Origin of the sequence: Brumimicrobium salinarum, from assembly GCF_002844555.1 — a bacterium.
Taxonomy (GTDB): Bacteria; Bacteroidota; Bacteroidia; order Flavobacteriales_D; family Crocinitomicaceae; genus Brumimicrobium; species Brumimicrobium salinarum.
Genome location: NZ_PJNI01000013.1, coordinates 39,472 through 58,056 on the forward strand (window position 1 = coordinate 39,472; position 18,585 = coordinate 58,056).

The following is an 18,585-nucleotide window of genomic DNA, read 5'->3' on the forward strand; positions in this document are numbered from 1 at the left end:
GTGTATTTGAAAATAGGAAAATATCATTTCTATTTTGCACCTAGAAAGTTAACAGCCTTTGCATTTTTTGCTTTTGTTGTTTACTTTCTGGGTTGCTTGCCCAGTACTTTATTCGACCAACCGACTTCCACTATTCTGCTCAGCAAAGACGGTCGGTTGATGAACGCACGAATTGCCACGGATGGTCAATGGCGATTTCCTCCGATGAACAATACACCCGAAAAGTTCAACGCCGCAATTATCGCTTTTGAAGACCATGATTTTTATACCCACGCTGGCGTAAGCTTTTTGGCCATTGGTCGAGCAGCGTTGAGCAACATGAAAGCAGGAAAAGTCGTTAGCGGAGGCAGTACGATTACCATGCAAATCGCTAGAATGGCGCGAAATGGAAATCGAACTTTCTACAATAAATTTATCGAAGCGATTTGGGCTTTGCGCATGGAATTTCGCTACTCGAAAAAAGAATTGCTCAATATTTATGCTGCTAATGCACCGTTTGGTGGAAACGTGGTTGGATTAGAAGCTGCGGCTTGGCGCTATTATGGTTTGCCGCCCCATGATTTATCGTGGTCGCAAGTAGCTACTTTGGCTGTGCTTCCGAATGCTCCAAGTTTAGTTCATCCTGGGAAAAATCGTAAGAGATTACTCGAAAAGCGCAATAAAGTGCTTAAAACATTACTGGAACACGGAGAAATTGACGAAATCACTTATGAATTGTCTTTAGAAGAACCGTTAATTGGCGCACCAAAAAGATTGCCTTCCTTGGCTCCTCACCTACTTGATCACGCTATTTTGAATGGACAAAAAGGACAACGCATTACAACTCATCTGGATGATAGAAAACAAAAAAGATTAAGCGAAGTTTTGGAACGCCATCAATATCATTTGAATCAGAATTACATTCACAATGCGGCACTTTTAGTCATTGATGCTAAAACCAACGAAGTCGTTACTTATATTGGGAATTCTGCAACGGAAAACGAACACCAAAAGTTTGTTGATATCGTGCGTGCGCCAAGAAGTTCAGGGAGTGTGCTCAAACCTTTTCTTTATGCAGCTATGACGCAAGAAGGCATGATTCACAACCGACAATTGATTCCCGATGTACCGATGTATTTCGATCATTTTTCTCCTAAAAATTATGACGAAAAAAACCAAGGAGCCGTTCGTGCTGGAGAGGCTTTGGCGCAATCTTTAAATGTGCCGGCTGTTTATTTACTTAAACAATACGGCATCGATAAATTCTTGCATAAGTTGCGCTCCATTGGTCAAACGCATGTTTCTAAAAGTGCCCAACACTATGGATTATCTTTAATTCTTGGCGGCGGAGAATCTTCACTTTGGGAAATCACCAACGCTTATGCGGGCATGACAAAAACATTGAACTTTTATAATGAGGAGAATATGTATAGTGCGGGAAGTTGGGATAAAGCTGAAGTTTTTTTTGAAAAAAAACTTCAGAGTGGGACTTCGACTACGCTAAGTCTCCACAGAGATAGGGAGAGTGAAAGGGAGAGAACTAGAACTACTTCAAAATTTGATGCGGCTTCTATTTATGAAACTTTTCAGGCTTTGCTGAGTGTAAATAGACCTTACATGGATGCTTCTTGGGAACAGTACGCTTCTTCTTCCAAAATTGCTTGGAAAACAGGAACGAGTTATGGCAATAGAGATGCTTGGGCTGTGGGCTGTACTCCCGATTATGTGGTTGGGGTTTGGGTTGGAAACGCCACCGGAGAAGGTCGGCCAGGGATTATTGGAACAACTGCAGCAGGTCCGATTTTATTTGATGTTTTTTCGCATTTAACCCAAAAAGGTCTTGGTTTGTTCCTCCCTATGATGAATTGGTAAAAATGAGTATTTGCAAAGAAAGTGGACATCGAAATACGATGAATTGTACCAAAATAGATACTGTTTCTGTACATCAAAATGCTTTGCGTGGTCCAGCCTGTAATTTCCACGAAGTTTTTCTTACCGATGAAAAAGAACAATTCCGTTACCATCAATCTTGTGCGCCAAATGTTCCACTAAAAACAATCTCTCAATTTGTATTGCCACCATTGCAAGCCTACTTTTATAAAAGTGCTCATCCCAATTACAAAACGCTTCCTCCCTTCCATCCCGATTGTAAAAGCGGTAATGAAAACAAATCATTTACGCTTATTTATCCAGAACACAATAGTCGAATGGTAGCGACCACAGATTTAGACGGCGTTTCCAAAGGAATTATTTTTGAAGCTTCTCATCCCGATCGTTCTGCGACTTTGTTTTGGCATGTAGATGATGAATATTTAGGACAAACAAGAGGTAATCACACGATTCAGTATCTTCCAGAAAAAGGAGAGCATTTGTTGACGGTATTAGATGAATTGGGGAATCAGAAGAAAGTGTTGTTTGAGATTTTAAATAAGTGATCAAATGTTTAATAAAATTTAGAAACTCAACTATTTTTAAAAGAGAAATGCGGTAAACCTTTCAAATTAATCTGGAATATTCACTGTACTTTTTATTTTAAGAGAAGAAATATTTTTCTATTAGATGAATAGCTTATTTTCAAATCCCCATAAAACTATGCTCCTTTAGAAATGAAGATTTTTTTCATTTAAAACCTATTAAACCCCCGATTTCTATTAATTTTGGAACGATGAGTTTTGTATATCCACATATTCTGTATTTCTTGTTTTTGTTAATCATACCGATTATCATTCACTTATTTAATTTCAGAAGATATAAAAAACTATATTTTTCTAGTTTACAATTTATTAAGAAGGTTGAAAAAGAGACCAATGCTACAAGAAATCTAAGACATTACCTTATTCTTGCTTGCAGAATGTTAGCATTTACAGCAATAATATTAGCATTTGCACAACCCTACATTCCCACCTCAACTCAAAACAAATCCTTTGAGCGTGTTGTACCAATTTATATAGATAATTCGCTTTCTATGTCTGCCAAAGGATCAAATGGAGATCTTTTGAATCAAGCAAAAACAGCTGTTCAAGAAATAGTTGACGCTTATCCTAGAGGTCAAAAATTCATGCTTTTAACCAATAAATTAGAAGGAAAAGAATACCGTATCATTAATAAAACAGAACTTGAAGATCGGCTTGCTTTCATTGATTTTTCTGCAATTTCTAGATCAATAACAAGTCCCCTAGAAAGCACTAACGCTTATTTAAATTCCATTGATTTTGACGGTCAGGTACATTATTATGTATTATCAGACTTTCAGAAAAGAAACTTATCTGCAACTGAAGATTTGTTAGACACAAATGCTACCTATTCATTTTTACAAATGAAACCACAAATGAAACAAAATCTTTACATTGATTCTGTTTGGTTTGATCAACCCTTTCAGCGTGTAAATCAAAACAACACCCTGAATATAAGAGTTTTTAACACTGGAGACACAGACCTTACTAACGTTGCTTTAAACCTTGAAATTGATGATTTAAAACGACAAACATTAACAGATGTAAAAGGTAAAGATTACACAATAGTTTCTATGAACTACACCGATAAAAGTGTTGGTAGCAAGGCTGGTTTTATAGAATTGGTAGATGAAAACCTATACTTTGATAATCGATTTTATTTTAGTTATGATGTTACATCAACTGTTAAAATACTAATAGTGAACAATGAAAATAGTACACCTTATCCTGGATTGGTTTATGCTACTGATGATTTTTATCAAATTGAACAAAACAATGTTAACCAACTCAAAACAAACATCCTAAACGAGGCTAATCTAATAGTTTTAAATGAATTAGAATCGATTAGTTCTGGTTTACAAACACAACTCAAGCAACTAACAGACAATGGTACTCATTTATTAATCATCCCCTCCCCTTCTTATGACCCTAAATCGTATAATAATCTTTTAGCTTCAATGCATTTACCATTAATTAACCAAAAAAGGAATAAAGAAATAAGAATTGGAAAAATCAATTCTTCCTCCCTATTTTTCAAAGGTATGTTTGATGAAAAAGTTGAAAAAATCACCATGCCTCCGCTAAGTAAATATTTCACGAGTACGGTTTATACTAACGCAAACTATCGCTCCCTCATTAACTACGAAAATGGTCAGCCTTTATTTGTAGAACAAGGAGAAACAGAATCTATTTACATGTTATACAGTGCCATTCAAGATAGCTTTAACAATCTTGGAAAATCTGCTCTATTTTCATCACTTTTATTACGTGTTGGTGAAAAAAGTCAAGGAAATCAACCACTTTCATTAACATTAGGCTCTGGAGAAAATTATAAAATTAAAACAACTGAGCAAGATCAAAACCCTTTGCAGCTTCAAAATGAAGCTCTTGTTTTTATTCCTGAAATGACAAAAAAACAGGACATACTTCTATCTCTGTTAGAAACGCAAATAAAAATCACGCGATAAAAGACGGAATTTACAATATTTTACAAGGTGATAAAAAACTGGGTAAAATAGCTTTAAACTTTAATCGTTTAGAATCAGATATGCAGATTGCGGCACCAAATGAAATCAATGCGTATTTTGAATCAATAAACTTGCCTCATATACGTGTTGAAGAAATGGTTATTTTTGACGATTTACAAAACATAAACCTCAATGAACCTAACACGTATTGGAAACTTCTTTTAATTTTAGCATTAGCGTTTTTTATCTTAGAAATGCTAATCATCACTTTTTGGAAAGTATAAAATGAAAATTTTACTGAAACAAGCAAAAATATTTGATCAAGCATCTTCCTTTTTTAATCAAAGAAAAGACATTCTCATTATTGACGGGAAGATTGTAAAAATCGAAAATGAAATACAAGATGAATCTGCTGAATCAATAAGCAGTAAATCTTTATGTGTTTCACAAAGTTGGGTAGATTTGAAGGCGGATTTTTGCGATCCTGGAAATGAACAAAACGAAGATCTTCAATCGGGTTTAAAACTTGCCGAAAATGGAGGTTTTGGTCATGTGTTTTTAGTCCCTTCCACTTCACCTGTAATTGATAGTAAAGGTCAGGTAAGTTATATCAAAACAGAAAGTAAGAATCATATTGTTGATCTTCACCCAATGGGTGCTATCTCAAAAACATTATCCGGTGAAAGCTTATCTGAAATGTATGACATGTATAAAGCAGGGGTTCGACTATTTACTGATCATACACAATTTACTTCTTCAGGAATTCTTTATCGGGCATTGTTGTATGTAAATAATTTTGGAGGTAGAATTATTTCATTTCCTCAAGACGAATCATTGAGCAAAAATGGTCAGGTAAATGAAGGTATTGCTTCGTTAAGAACGGGACTCAAAGCCATTCCTTCAATTGGAGAAGAAATACAAATTCAACGTGATTTAAGCTTATTGGAATATACCAACGGTGCAATTCACTTCACGGGCGTCTCAACGAAAAAGTCACTTGAATGCATACGAGAGGCTAAATCAAATGGAGCTAAAGTGACATGTGATGTACATTTACATCAACTTTTATTTAATGAAAAAGCAGTCTTGGGTTATGATACTAATCATAAGGTTTTTCCACCATTCCGACCAGAGAAAGATAGACTTGCTTTATGGCAAGGAATAAAAGACGGTACGGTTGATTGTATTGTATCTAATCATCAGCCACATGCAGTTGAAGAAAAAGATATTGAATTTGATAATGCAGCCTTCGGAAATATTACCTTGCAAAGCTTTTACTCCGCATTAATTACAGATAATGAAGAAAACCAAGTTGATTTTATCGATAAAATAACTGTTCAACCCCGTAAAATTGCTAATTTTGAAGTTGATTCAAGTATAAACACTAACAATATTGCTGATCTAACGATTTTTGACCCAACGATAAAATGGAGATTTAGTTCGTCTAACAATTATTCGAAAAGTAGTAATACTCCATTTTTAGGTCAAGAAATGAAAGGTAAAGCAATCGGAATCATTAAAAATGACACAATTATTTTAAACCATTGAAGCCTTGAGTAAAAAGAAAAATAATTTTCTAAAGGAATTTTTTAAAGAGCGAAAAACAGTCGGAGCAATAAAACCTAGTTCGAAATCTTTAGCAAAAAAGATGCTTAAACATATCGATTTTGAAACCGAAAAAGTAATTGTAGAATTCGGTCCAGGTACAGGTGTTTTCACAAGAGAAATCATTGACAAAATGAGAGATGATGCAATTCTTTATGTTTTTGAATTGCACGAACCATTTTTTATAAAATTGAAAAAAGAGTTTGAAGAAAACAAGCAGGTTAAAATCATCAATGATAGTGCTGTAAATGTAAGAGAGTACATATCAGCAGACAACTATGAAAATGCTGATGTCATCATATCATCACTTCCATTAACCAATTTTGATCAAAAATTAACCATGCGTATTTTAAAATCGGCTGAAATTGCCTTAAAAAAGAATGGTAAGTATATTCAATTCCAGTATTCTTTAAATGCTAAAAAAATACTCAACAAGATTTTCGATTCGATTGATTTGCAATTTACGATAAACAATCTTCCCCCAGCCTTTGTTTATACATGTATAAAAAAATAAGCCCGAGGATTCGAGCTTATTTTTAGTTTTCATCAGTAGTAGTGTAATGTTTTCTAATAAAAAAACGTCTTCAGGAACCTTAAGGTTGCTTCGCTTTCCCTAATAAAATAAGGTTTTTTAACGGTTTTTTAACAACCCTCTGATTAACAAATATTTAATAATAAAAAAATCTTAAATTATTTTTGTAATTGTTAAAATAAAAGATGTGTTTCAGTCAAATTACCACTAAATTTTTCCTCCACTAGAGTTAAATAATAGAACTGGGGTATCAAGATAGGTCGTTAATCACTAGTCTTAAGGTTGTGTTTTTTCAATAATTACAGCCGAGAATCGTATCAATTAATTTTATCTAGTGTTAAACTTTATCAAAAAAGAAAGAAGGGATTTAGTCGAAGGTCTGAGAACTCCTCAGTTGTTAAAATCTAATGTTTTATCAACTACTGGAATGACAGCTCATAAGGAGGTCTTTGGGGTAAAATTGGCTCAAGCTAAGCTAGAGCAAACTTTACCCCCGCCAAGCCACAGAAATCCTGCTATTCCGAAGTAGTCCCGAGAACTTGGGGCGACGAGGAATCTATCTTTAAATAATTACGATTTATTTTGGTAACCCAATAATAGAAATTGAGTTATTTTATTTAAAAAAGTTATCCTGGATAAACATCAAGATTTCTAATGCGCAATAAAAAGTTAGGGTTATCTCTTTAAATCGCAGATTGTAACAACCAATTTACGTCCCATCCAAGTCCACTTTTTTATATTGATGGTCAGTGTTTTGGCTTCTTAATGTTAATAGGGACATATCAAAATAAACCCTTTGTAAAATAAAAAATTGTGATATTTTATATTACAAAGGATGACATTCTTAATAGAGTTAGGAGGTCAAAATCAGGTTTTAAATAAATAACCTGCAGAATAAGAACCAGATACAAAAATAATATTTGTCATAAAAGCAACTAAACATATCACCTATTCGTTTTTTTGTTATATTTGATATATAAACCAAAACTTATGAGTGCCAATTTATTCATTGTACCCCATGATTTTACTAGCGTTGGAGATGCCGCGCTCAAATATGCAATTTTTCTAGCCAAACCACGGAAAACTACCATCATGTTACTGCACATTGTTAGCAACAAATCAAAAGCGAAAGCAGCGCATGAAAAACTTCAAAAAATAATTAACAATTTAGACCTAGGTGTTGGAGATGGTAGTGTTGAACCTAAAGTGATAGAAGGAAATATTTTCGAAGATATATCAAAAATTGCAGAGAAAAATGAAGCCCGTTTAATCATTATGGGAACACACGGCGCCACAGGAATGCAAAAATTATTTGGTTCTTATGCGATGAAGGTTGTAAGTAATTCGAGTATTCCTTTTTTAGTCGTTCAAGATGGTGTTGATCAAAGTAAACTCAATAAAATTGTCGTTCCAATAACCACTTCTAAAGAAAGTTTGCAAATTATTCATATTGCTGGCGAAATTGCCAAGACTTTTGATGCGAAGATTTATGTAATTGCAGAAAAACAATCGGATCAAAGATTAGCCCAACAATTAAAAGTTCGAATTTCCTTGGTGAAAAATCAATTTGAAGAAAAAGATATTGATGCTGAAATTGTTCAAATTGATTCTAAAAAGTCTTTCCAAAAGGAAATTGTTAATTTTTCAAAGGAAAATAAATGTGATTTAATCGCTGTAGCCCATCATTCTTCAAGTATTTTTGCACAATTTGAAAAATACACACAAGATCTAATTACCAATGATGAATACATGCCTTGTTTGGTTGTTAATGCGAAATTGCTCTCAAAACTGTATTACTAAGAAAGTTCAATTAACTTTGCAGAAGCAAAAAAATTGAATATGACTTATATCGGGGAACATGTTAACCTAAGAATTGATCGTTTTACTAGTGTTGGAGCATATCTTGAAGATGATAATGGCTTCGAGGTTTTACTTCCTAATAAATACCTGACAGACGATTTAGAATTAGATCAAGAAATATCTGTTTATATCTATAATGATTCTGAAGATCGACCTGTTGCGACTACGGAAACACCTAAAATAGAACTCGATTCTTTTGCTTTTCTAATTGTTAAAGAAGTAAGTAACTTTGGGGCATTTCTCGATTGGGGTTTAGAAAAAGATTTATTGGTTCCTTTTAAAGAACAAACCGCTAAAATGGTTGAAGGAGGTATCTATCTAGTTCGACTTTATCGAGATGAACAAACTAATCGATTGGTCGGTTCTGCTAAAATCAATAAATTCTTAACAGATCAGGTAGAAGGGTTAAATCAAGGCGACGAAATAGACTTATTTATTGGTGAAATAACTGATTTAGGTAGAAAAGTAATCGTCAACAATCGATATAATGGTTTAATTTTTAAAGATAGACTCGTCAAACCTTTAAAAACAGGAGAAACAACCAAAGGTTATGTTGAATTTATTCGTGAAGATGGTAAAATTGACGTGTCTTTAGTTCCTGTTGGACTTGAGAAGTTTGATGCATTTTCGGAAATGGTTCTTGCCTACCTCAAGGAAAATGATGGTGAAATTTCGGTGACTGATAAATCGAGTCCAGATTTAATTCGATCTGAATTAAAAATGAGCAAAAAATCCTTTAAAAAAGCGGTCGGAAATCTTTACAAAAATAAAATTATCAAAATCAATTCAGATTCGATCACACTGTTATAACTATAAAAGCCGGTTTGGCTGTTTCTTCAACAAGTATAACCCGAATTATTCACCAATCTTAAAGTTTATGAATATTAACATCTGTAAGTCAGTATTTTAACTGTATTTCCTGTAAAATTTGAGAAACCCATTTTTGGGTATTTATGTATTTGTAAGATTTTGATTTAATTTTGATCTATTCGTCGTTACAAGCCCCGCGAAATATACATATATTACTTTAGGTCTTGTGCCTAGAATAGATTTAAAATTAAATGCATGAATAATCCGGGATAAATTAAGAATCAAGTCTCTTTATGTTTTGCTTTATACTTCAGGTGCTAATTCAAAAAATCAATATTTTTAATATGTAAAGTTAAATTTTGAAGATAAAAAAAGGCTGTCCCGAAAAGACAGCCTTTTTTGTAAGTTTAAATTCTTCGTTTTAATTTCCTGCAGCAGCCTTTTCAGCTTTCTTTTTGTATTCTAAAGCTTCCTCCGAATTACCTGCATTTCTATGAACTTGATAAAGTACATTTAATACTCCTGCATTATTCGGATCTTGTTTAATGTAAATCTCTAAGGGTGCAATTGCCTTTTGATACATTTCCTGACTCCTTTTACTCACTGCCTCATAATTAGGATTGTTATAATCCATTTGACCTGCAGTGTTTTTTAGCTTTTCACCTCTACCTAAATAAAGAACACCTAAGTTATATGCAGCTTCAGCATATTCAGGATCTATCTCGATAGCTCGTTCTAAGTTTGTCTCAGCTTTAGTGTATAACTCCTCTACTTCATCAGATTTTTGTTGATACCCATCATCTGTTATTTCCATTGCAGCAAACTCATTATAAGCTTTGTCGGCAGCTGATAAGTAAATAGAACCCATATTTGAAAATAGAACTTTATTTTCAGGCGAATTTTCCGCAGCAGCATTGAAAAAGCCCTCTGCCTGTTCTAGGTCGTCCTTGCTCAATGCTAAATTTACACCAGCAATTGCCAACTCTTCACTTTTAGGAAACATCTCTAAAGCACCATTGATAAATTCAATTGCTTTTTCAATTTCATTCGTTTTCTCTAAAGTATCAATATAATTTCTAGCTGAGATAATTGCATTTGTTCGCATTGCCTCGCGCTCTTCTTCAATGTTGGCTATTTTTTTAACTTGGTATGCACTTGCAAATCCTGCATAAGCCATCTGAAAGTTTTTCTGCTTAAACATCATTTCACCAACAGAAACAGCTTGACTTACTTTTCTATTGAAGAAATCTTCAAGCTCTCTTCTCCATCTTTTTTTAGCTGATGCCTTTTCAGTTGAATTTTCAATAACATCAATAATCGAGTCGTTTTGATATACCTCTAACTCAGCATATTTACCTAGACTAGATAATTCTACTAAACTGTAATTAATTAATACATTGTAATAATTACCTTTTTCATCATTGATCGTTGATTCATTCTTCATTGCCAAATCGATATAAGATTTAGCTTCAATCAAATGAGTTTTAGCTTTGTCAAAATCCTGCTGCATAAAAGCAGGTTGGTATTTATTAAACTCTAACGCTGCAGAGATTACGTTGCTACTCTGTGCAAACACTTGAGATGTAATAAATAAAGTTGAGGCAATAATTCCTATGCTAACTTTGAATAATTTCATTTCGTTTTAATTTTAAATTTAATCTTTATTTTCACTGTCTGTATCAGCATTATCTATGCCATTGTTTGAATCTTCAGTGTTTTCTTGATTTTCATTGTTCTCTATTCCATCAATATTTTCTAAATCTTCATCCTCTTCTTTTGGTACTTTAGCCACCGCTGCAATTTCACCACCTTTTGATAAGTTAATTACTTTTACACCTTGAGCAGCTCTACCCATTACACGAATTTGATCTACACGAGAACGAATGGTTATTCCTCGTTTGGTGATAATCATTAAATCATCATCATCCGTAACATTCTTAATTGCAATTAAGTTTCCTGTTTTTTCGGTTACAGAGATCGTTTTAACACCTTTACCTCCTCGATTAGTTACACGGTAAACCGGCTCTCCTGTTTCGGGATCATTAAAGAACGAACGCTTTCCATAACCATTTTCTGAAACTACAAGAATACTATTTTCACTATCTGGCTCTAAACAAATCATACCGATAACTTCATCATCAGGTTTACTCATTTTTACACCTTTCACTCCTATAGAGTTTCTTCCAACTGTTCTAACCGTTGATTCATTAAATCGAATGGCATATCCAGATTTTTTAGCTAGAATAATTTCTTGATTTCCATTAGTGAGTTTCGCTTCAAGGAGCTCATCACCTTCGTTAATATTTATGGCATTAATACCATTAGAACGTGGCCTTGAGTAGGCTTCTAATTTTGATTTTTTAATGATACCATTCTTAGTACACATTACAATGAAGTTATTATTTACATATTCTTCATCTGTAAGATCTTTTACATTAATGTATGCCTTAATTTTATCATCCTGCTCAATATTAATAAGGTTTTGAATTGCTCTTCCTTTTGATGTTTTACTACCTTCCGGCACTTCAAACACACGCATCCAGAAACATTTTCCTTTTTCAGTAAAGACCATCAAATAATTATGGTTTGTAGCCACAAATATAGACTCTAAAAAGTCTTTGTCTCGAGTAGTTGAGCCTTTCGATCCTGTTCCTCCTCTATTTTGAACCTTGTATTCAGATAGACTTGTTCTTTTAATATAACCTGCACGTGAAATAGTAACCACTACTTCCTCATCTGGAATTAAATCCTCGATACGCATTTCTGATGCCGAATATTCAATAACAGAACGACGGTCATCTCCATATTTATCTCTGATATAAATAAGCTCTTCTTTAATGATTTGCATTCTACGCGAGCGGTTTGCCAAGATGTCTTTCAAATCAGCAATGGTTGTCATCAACTCCTCATACTCAGTTCTTAACTTATCCTGTTCTAGTCCAGTTAATTGTCTCAATCTCATTTCAACAATTGCACGAGACTGAAGCTCAGACAAATCAAAACGTTTAATTAAATTTTCTCTGGCAACTTCTGGACTTTTAGAAGCACGAATAATCTTAATAACTTCATCTATATTATCTGAAGCAATGATTAATCCTTCTAATAAATGCGCACGTTCTTCTGCTTTTCGTAATTCATATTTCGTACGCCTAACAATCACCTCATGTCTGAACTCAACAAACTTTTCAATCATTTGCTTGAGGTTCAACAATTCTGGGCGCCCGTCTACTAAACAGATATTGTTTACAGAGAAGGATGTTTGTAATGCAGTAAACTTAAACAGTTTGTTTAAAACCACATTAGGAATTGCGTCACGTTTCAGTTCATACACAACACGTAAACCATTTCTATCTGATTCGTCACGTATATCAGTAATCCCCTCAATCTTACCATCATTAACAAGATCAGCAGTCTTCTTAATCATATCCGCCTTATTCACCAAATAAGGAATTTCGTTGACTACGATATGTTCTCTTCCGTGTTTATTTTCTTCTATATTTGCTTTCGCTCTTATAACTATACGTCCTTTCCCAGTTTCAAAAGCAGATTTAACCCCTTCATAACCATAAATAGTTCCGCCTGTTGGAAAATCAGGAGCCGTAACAAACTTCATCAAACCTTCTATGTCGATATCATTATCATCCACATAAGCGATAGTCCCGTTAATTACCTCAGTTAAATTATGCGGAGCCATGTTGGTAGCCATTCCTACTGCAATACCACTTGCCCCATTAATCAAAAGATTAGGAATCTTTGTCGGAAGTACAGTCGGCTCTGTTAAACTGTCATCAAAATTGGCAACAAAGTCAACCGTTTCTTTATCTAAATCGCCAAGCATTTCCTCAGAAATCTTTCTTAATCTAGCCTCAGTATAACGCATTGCTGCAGGACTATCACCATCCATTGATCCGAAGTTACCTTGCCCGTCAACCAATGGGTAACGCAACGACCAATATTGGGCCATACGCACCATAGTATCATAGACAGAGCTATCTCCGTGCGGATGGTATTTCCCTAAAACCTCACCAACAATTCTTGCTGATTTTTTATGGGCTTTATTAGAGTAAACTCCTAAATCTTGCATTCCATATAATACACGTCTGTGTACTGGTTTAAACCCATCACGCACATCTGGAAGAGCACGTGAAACAATTACCGACATCGAGTAATCGATGTAAGCGGATTTCATTTCATCTTCGATGTTAATCTTAATGATTTTTTCTCCTTCTGCCATCTTGTCATTTAATTTATTACTGCACGAATCTTGCGTGCGTTAAGAATGTTCGAAAATAAGGATTAAAATCAATATAGCGTTTAGAAGAGTAGTAATTTATAAACAAAAATCTGTGAATAATTGTGAACAACTTAAACCATTTGAATAGAAAATCGTTTTATTTTTGAAGGTGTGGTTATAAATATTAAAAAAGCCACTCAAATTATGTATATTCGTAAACTATGGAAGCAAAATTTTCACCAAGAGTTAAAGATGTTATAAATTTTAGTCGTGAAGAAGCATTACGTCTCGGAAATGACTATATAGGTGTTGAACACCTTTTGCTTGGTCTAATTCGCGAAGGTGAAGGACTAGGAATACAGGTTTTAAAAGAATTTAATCTAGACTTGGAACAAATTAGGTATCAGATTGAATCTTACTTGAAAAAATCTACTGGAAAACCAGGTCAAGATCTCACCAACGTACCCCTTGTAAAACAAGCAGAAAAAGTTTTAAAAATCACTTATTTAGAAGCAAAGTTATTTAAAAGTACAGTTATAGGTACAGAACATTTACTTTTATCAATTTTAAAAGATGAAAATAATGTTGCTTGTCGTACTTTAAATAGATATGGAGTTATATACGACAATGTAAAAGATGAAATAGAAGCTATGTTAGAAGAAAATAATCCAAAATTTGAATTTCCAAGTTCCAGTGATGGTGACGATGCTGGCTTTGCTGGTGGTTCTGGTTCGCCATCCGGTGGTTCTCGAAAATCAAGCGATACCAAGTCTAAAACTCCCGTTTTGGATAATTTCGGAAGAGATTTAACCAAATTAGCCGAGAATGATCAATTAGATCCTATTGTCGGAAGGGAAAAAGAAATTGAAAGGGTAAGTCAGATCTTATCACGAAGAAAGAAAAACAACCCTATCCTAATAGGAGAACCTGGAGTAGGTAAAAGTGCAATTGCAGAAGGCTTAGCACTTAGAATAGTACAGCGTAAAGTATCACGTGTTTTATTCGACAAAAGAATTGTATCGTTAGACTTAGCATCTCTTGTTGCGGGCACAAAATATAGAGGTCAGTTTGAAGAAAGAATGAAAGCCGTAATGGCAGAAATTGAAAAAAATAGAGATGTAATTTTATTTATTGATGAAATTCATACCATTGTTGGCGCAGGAGGAGCTAGTGGCTCATTAGACGCTTCAAATATGTTTAAACCTGCTTTGGCAAGAGGCGAATTGCAAGCGATTGGAGCAACAACATTAGACGAATACCGTCAACATATTGAAAAAGATGGTGCTTTAGAGCGTCGTTTCCAAAAAGTTTTAGTTGAACCTACAACGATTGAGGAGACTGAACAGATACTAGAGAATATAAAAAGTAGATATGAAGATCACCACAGCGTGTCTTATACAAAAGAAGCGATTCAAGCTTGTGTGGCTTTGACGGATCGATACATTTCGGATCGACACTTACCAGACAAAGCCATTGATGCATTGGATGAAGTTGGTTCTCGTGTACATCTAACCAATATCAATGTTCCACCAGTAATTGTGGAAATTGAGAATAAAATTGAAGAAATTAAGGTTAAAAAAATGATGTTATCAAATCTCAGCAATATGAAAAAGCAGCTGAACTAAGAGATACCGAGAAGAAACTTCAAGACGAGTTAGTCGAGGAAAAGATAAAATGGGAAGAGGATACAAAGAATCATAAAGTTACCGTTACTGAAGAGAATGTTGCAGATGTTGTAGCCATGATGACTGGGATTCCTGTTCAACGAATTGCTGAGAAAGAAAGCGGTAAGTTGGCCAAGATGGAATCAGAAGTTAGAGGTAAGATTATTGGACAAGATGATGCTGTAGCCAAAGTTGTTAAAGCGATTCAAAGAAATCGTGCCGGACTTAAAGATCCGAATAAACCCATCGGTTCATTCTTTTTCTTAGGACCAACTGGGGTGGGTAAAACCCTTTTAGCTAAAGTTCTTGCTAAACATATGTTTGATTCAGAAGAAGCATTGATTCGTGTCGACATGTCAGAATATATGGAGAAGTTTTCTATTTCGAGATTAGTTGGAGCACCTCCGGGTTACGTAGGATATGAAGAAGGCGGTCAATTAACCGAAAAGGTAAGAAGAAAGCCATATTCAATTATATTGCTTGATGAAATAGAGAAAGCTCATCCCGATGTTTTCAATTTGCTCTTGCAAGCATTAGATGACGGGCACATGACAGATGGTTTAGGACGAAAAATTGATTTTAAAAATACAATCATTATTATGACTTCTAACATCGGTGCGCGTCAGCTACAAGATTTTGGTACGGGTGTAGGATTTAGCACTGCGGCAAAAGAGGCGTCGACTGATGATGATCAAAAATCTGTAATACAGAATGCACTCCGTAAGGCTTTTTCTCCAGAATTCTTAAACCGAGTGGATGATATGATCTTATTCAAATCATTAGAACGTGATGATATTTATAAGATTATTGACTTAGAGTTAGTGACTTTATATTCAAGAATTAATGAGTTAGGTTACCAAATTGAACTTCAGAAAGAAGCCAAAGACTTTATTGTAGATAAAGGTTATGACTCAAAATTTGGAGCTCGTCCTTTAAAGCGTGCGATTCAGAAGTATATTGAAGATCCTTTAGCTGAAGAAATTATCAATTCAACAATTAAAGAAGGCGACAAAATTTCACTTTCTTTAAATAAAGAAGGCAATGGATTAAAATCTGAAGTAGTTAAGAGCGAAACTGAAGATGAAAATACAGAAGAGAAAAAATAATATTTGTTATTTAACCATTCTAAGGGAGTTTCATTAACTCCCTTTTTTTAATTTTCATTATGAAGAATACAGTATTTTTTATTTTATTTTTTTCAATTTTCATCAATTTACATGCTCAAGTTAATCCAACGCTTGTAAATATTCCACATGAAGTATTCGTAAATGATGGTAGAACAGATTTCAACAAGCTATTTGTTAAAAATGATACTTTAAAAGAACAAGTCAAACTATTACATACACAAAACGAATTATCTCATGATTTTTCTGTTCAAGTTAGCAACTTTGAACAATATTGGAATCACTTTAAAGCAGATTGGAACTATGTTAGATTTAAAAAAAATGCAACACCCCTACTCCTATTTAGCGGTTATAAAAATGCAAATGACGAACGCGAATACGTGGAGGTATATAATGCAAAGCAAGACAGAAATCAACGGTTACTTTTCAGTGAAGTAGGAAATCTACTGGCATACAAAATAAATCCTCACACACAAGAAAGCATATTATATGTACACAAATATCCCTGTTGTAGAAGCGCAAGTCATAACATTTACAAACTTAGACAAACCGAACAAGGAGTTCACATAACTGACCGATTTTTTGTGGGTCGAGATAGAGGCGACATGCAAGGTGATTTTTTTCCTGAAAAAACACAATTTAATAAAGAGTATAAAATCTTAAAGAAAAAAACTGCACTAAGATGGTCGCCAGAAGTGATTGAAAAAGATGCATTTGTGGGGTGGACAGAAAGCAACCTAATGATACATTATAACAAAGGAGCAATTTACAAAGTGCTAGCAGAAAAAGATGATTGGTATTTTGTTTTATTTCTTTCAGGCATAGTAGAAGAGCAAAGCATGATGTTAAACTATACGAATTTTAAACACAAAGGTGTTTATGGATGGATTAAAAAATAAGTTTCTTGAATCACAAAAGACACGTATATTTGCAACCGAAATGAAATTAAATTATTCAGATAAACTTAAACATCCTGTTTTTAAAGTAACCCGAGAAATTGTTACTGAGTTAGGACTAGAAACCTACACCATAGGTGGATTTGTTCGAGATTTACTTTTAGAGCGTCCTTCAAAAGATATTGATATTGTTGTGGTTGGAAATGGATTAGCTTTGGCTGAAAAAGTAGCTAAAAAGTTAAAAGTAAAAAAAGTAACACGTTTTAAATCGTTTGGAACTGCTCATTTTCGGTATAAAGATTTAGATGTTGAATTCGTAGGTGCAAGAAAAGAATCCTATCAACGAGACTCACGAAAGCCAATCGTTGAAAACGGTACACTTTCCGATGATCAAAAACGTAGAGACTTCACTATAAACGCCCTTGCATTAAGCCTTCACGCTGACAATTATGGAGATTTAATAGATCCTTTTGACGGAATTTCTGATTTAGAAAAAGGCATAATTAGAACACCTTTAGAACCCGCTACAACCTACTCAGACGATCCTTTGAGAATGATGCGTGCAATAAGGTTTGCTACGCAGCTCAACTTTAAAATTGAAATAAATAGTTTAAACGCTATAAAACAGAATGCTGAAAGATTATCCATCATTTCTATGGAACGTATAACCGAAGAATTAAATAAAATTATTCTTAGTGATACCCCTTCAAGAGGTTTTAAACTACTGTATTCAACTCATTTACTTCATCAGTTTTTTCCTGAAATGGTTCAATTAGCAGGAGTTGAAACCATCAATAACCATTCACATAAAGACAATTTTTATCATACTTTAGAAGTACTCGATAATATTTCAGAAAATACCGATAATTTATGGCTAAGATGGGCAGCAATACTTCATGATATAGCTAAACCTCCAACCAAAAGGTACAAGAAGAAAACTGGGTGGACCTTTCATGGTCATGAGGATTTAGGAGCGCGAATGACGCCTAAAATTTTTAGAAAGTTAAAATTACCGATGGATACAAAAATGAAATACGTACAAAAACTGGTGCGTTTACATTTACGTCCAATTGCTTTAGTGAAAGGAGATGTCACAGATTCTGCTATTAGGCGCTTACTAAATGAAGCAGGAGATGATATTGATGACCTGATGACATTATGTAATGCAGATATTACCTCAAAAAATGAATTTAAAGTTAGAAAATACAAAAACAACTTTAAAAAAGTTGAGGAAAAACTAAAAACTGTTGAAGAGAAAGATAATGTAAGAAATTTTCAACCTCCAATTGATGGGAAATTAATCATGGATACATTTAATATTACACCTTCAAATGAAATAGGTATTATCAAAAGTAAAATTAAAGAAGCCATTCTTGAAGGTGAAATTAAAAACGATTATCAAGAAGCTTATGAATTGATGCTTAAAATAGGAAAAGAAATAGGCTTAGAATCTTAAAAAAA

General features: G+C 34.0%; 13 protein-coding genes and 1 pseudogene. 12 read left to right on the forward strand and 2 right to left on the reverse strand.

What is annotated here, in order from left to right:
* Positions 1-6 precede the first annotated feature (6 nt).
* From pbpC to CW751_RS11550, 9 genes are all read left to right on the forward strand, one after another.
* Positions 7-1,851 carry a penicillin-binding protein 1C gene (gene pbpC, locus CW751_RS11510; protein ID WP_165779298.1) on the forward strand — a complete coding sequence of 615 codons (1,845 nt, stop codon included), beginning with the start codon at positions 7-9 and terminating at the stop codon, positions 1,849-1,851.
* Between the two features lie 2 nt (positions 1,852-1,853).
* The gene (locus tag CW751_RS11515) at positions 1,854-2,414 is read left to right on the forward strand and encodes a penicillin-binding protein 1C (protein ID WP_101335184.1); all 561 of its coding nucleotides are present in this window, start codon (positions 1,854-1,856) and stop codon (positions 2,412-2,414) included.
* A 230-nt stretch (positions 2,415-2,644) separates the two neighbouring features.
* Positions 2,645-4,399: a BatA domain-containing protein gene (locus CW751_RS11520; protein ID WP_101335185.1), complete on the forward strand. Its 1,755-nt coding sequence runs from the start codon at positions 2,645-2,647 to the stop codon at positions 4,397-4,399.
* 80 nt (positions 4,400-4,479) lie between these two features.
* On the forward strand, positions 4,480-4,683 hold the full coding sequence (locus tag CW751_RS11525; RefSeq protein WP_101335186.1) for a hypothetical protein: 204 nt from the start codon (positions 4,480-4,482) through the stop codon (positions 4,681-4,683).
* A gap of 1 nt (position 4,684) precedes the next feature.
* Entirely contained in the window at positions 4,685-5,947 is a 1,263-nt protein-coding gene (locus CW751_RS11530) for a dihydroorotase (protein WP_101335187.1), read from the forward strand.
* A gap of 4 nt (positions 5,948-5,951) precedes the next feature.
* A complete protein-coding gene (locus CW751_RS11535) occupies positions 5,952-6,518 on the forward strand; it encodes a class I SAM-dependent methyltransferase (RefSeq protein WP_101335188.1) in 567 nt (188 codons plus the stop codon).
* A gap of 352 nt (positions 6,519-6,870) precedes the next feature.
* A complete protein-coding gene (locus CW751_RS11540; RefSeq protein ID WP_101335189.1) occupies positions 6,871-7,065 on the forward strand; it encodes a hypothetical protein in 195 nt (64 codons plus the stop codon).
* A 461-nt stretch (positions 7,066-7,526) separates the two neighbouring features.
* Complete coding sequence (locus CW751_RS11545; protein ID WP_101335190.1) at positions 7,527-8,336, forward strand: universal stress protein; 810 nt, start codon at positions 7,527-7,529, stop codon at positions 8,334-8,336.
* A gap of 39 nt (positions 8,337-8,375) precedes the next feature.
* A complete protein-coding gene (locus tag CW751_RS11550) occupies positions 8,376-9,206 on the forward strand; it encodes a CvfB family protein (RefSeq protein WP_101335191.1) in 831 nt (276 codons plus the stop codon).
* 421 nt (positions 9,207-9,627) lie between these two features.
* On the opposite strand, the gene CW751_RS11555 is transcribed toward CW751_RS11550, so the two are convergent.
* Both CW751_RS11555 and gyrA read right to left on the reverse strand, forming a co-directional pair.
* Positions 9,628-10,842, reverse strand: coding sequence for a tetratricopeptide repeat protein (locus tag CW751_RS11555; RefSeq protein WP_101335192.1), 1,215 nt, complete (start codon positions 10,840-10,842; stop codon positions 9,628-9,630).
* Positions 10,843-10,860: 18 nt separating this feature from the next.
* Positions 10,861-13,440, reverse strand: coding sequence for a DNA gyrase subunit A (gene gyrA, locus CW751_RS11560; protein WP_101335193.1), 2,580 nt, complete (start codon positions 13,438-13,440; stop codon positions 10,861-10,863).
* A gap of 221 nt (positions 13,441-13,661) precedes the next feature.
* Between gyrA and CW751_RS11565 the strand changes: the two are divergent.
* From CW751_RS11565 to CW751_RS11575, 3 genes and pseudogenes are all read left to right on the forward strand, one after another.
* Positions 13,662-16,210, forward strand: a pseudogene (locus tag CW751_RS11565) (ATP-dependent Clp protease ATP-binding subunit).
* Between the two features lie 59 nt (positions 16,211-16,269).
* Positions 16,270-17,127 carry a hypothetical protein gene (locus CW751_RS11570; RefSeq protein ID WP_101335194.1) on the forward strand — a complete coding sequence of 286 codons (858 nt, stop codon included), beginning with the start codon at positions 16,270-16,272 and terminating at the stop codon, positions 17,125-17,127.
* Between the two features lie 40 nt (positions 17,128-17,167).
* Positions 17,168-18,580 carry a CCA tRNA nucleotidyltransferase gene (locus CW751_RS11575; RefSeq protein ID WP_101335220.1) on the forward strand — a complete coding sequence of 471 codons (1,413 nt, stop codon included), beginning with the start codon at positions 17,168-17,170 and terminating at the stop codon, positions 18,578-18,580.
* Positions 18,581-18,585 lie beyond the last annotated feature (5 nt).

Bases quoted from the DNA above. Each gene is read 5' to 3' on its own strand.
- CW751_RS11515 (WP_101335184.1), top strand. From the start codon at position 1,854: ATGAGTATTTGCAAAGAAAGTGGACATCGAAATACGATGAATTGTACC.
- CW751_RS11520 (WP_101335185.1), top strand. From the start codon at position 2,645: ATGAGTTTTGTATATCCACATATTCTGTATTTCTTGTTTTTGTTAATC.
- CW751_RS11525 (WP_101335186.1), top strand. From the start codon at position 4,480: ATGCAGATTGCGGCACCAAATGAAATCAATGCGTATTTTGAATCAATA.
- CW751_RS11530 (WP_101335187.1), top strand. From the start codon at position 4,685: ATGAAAATTTTACTGAAACAAGCAAAAATATTTGATCAAGCATCTTCC.
- CW751_RS11545 (WP_101335190.1), top strand. From the start codon at position 7,527: ATGAGTGCCAATTTATTCATTGTACCCCATGATTTTACTAGCGTTGGA.
- CW751_RS11550 (WP_101335191.1), top strand. From the start codon at position 8,376: ATGACTTATATCGGGGAACATGTTAACCTAAGAATTGATCGTTTTACT.
- CW751_RS11555 (WP_101335192.1), bottom strand. From the start codon at position 10,842: ATGAAATTATTCAAAGTTAGCATAGGAATTATTGCCTCAACTTTATTT.
- gyrA (WP_101335193.1), bottom strand. From the start codon at position 13,440: ATGGCAGAAGGAGAAAAAATCATTAAGATTAACATCGAAGATGAAATG.
- CW751_RS11570 (WP_101335194.1), top strand. From the start codon at position 16,270: ATGAAGAATACAGTATTTTTTATTTTATTTTTTTCAATTTTCATCAAT.
- CW751_RS11575 (WP_101335220.1), top strand. From the start codon at position 17,168: ATGAAATTAAATTATTCAGATAAACTTAAACATCCTGTTTTTAAAGTA.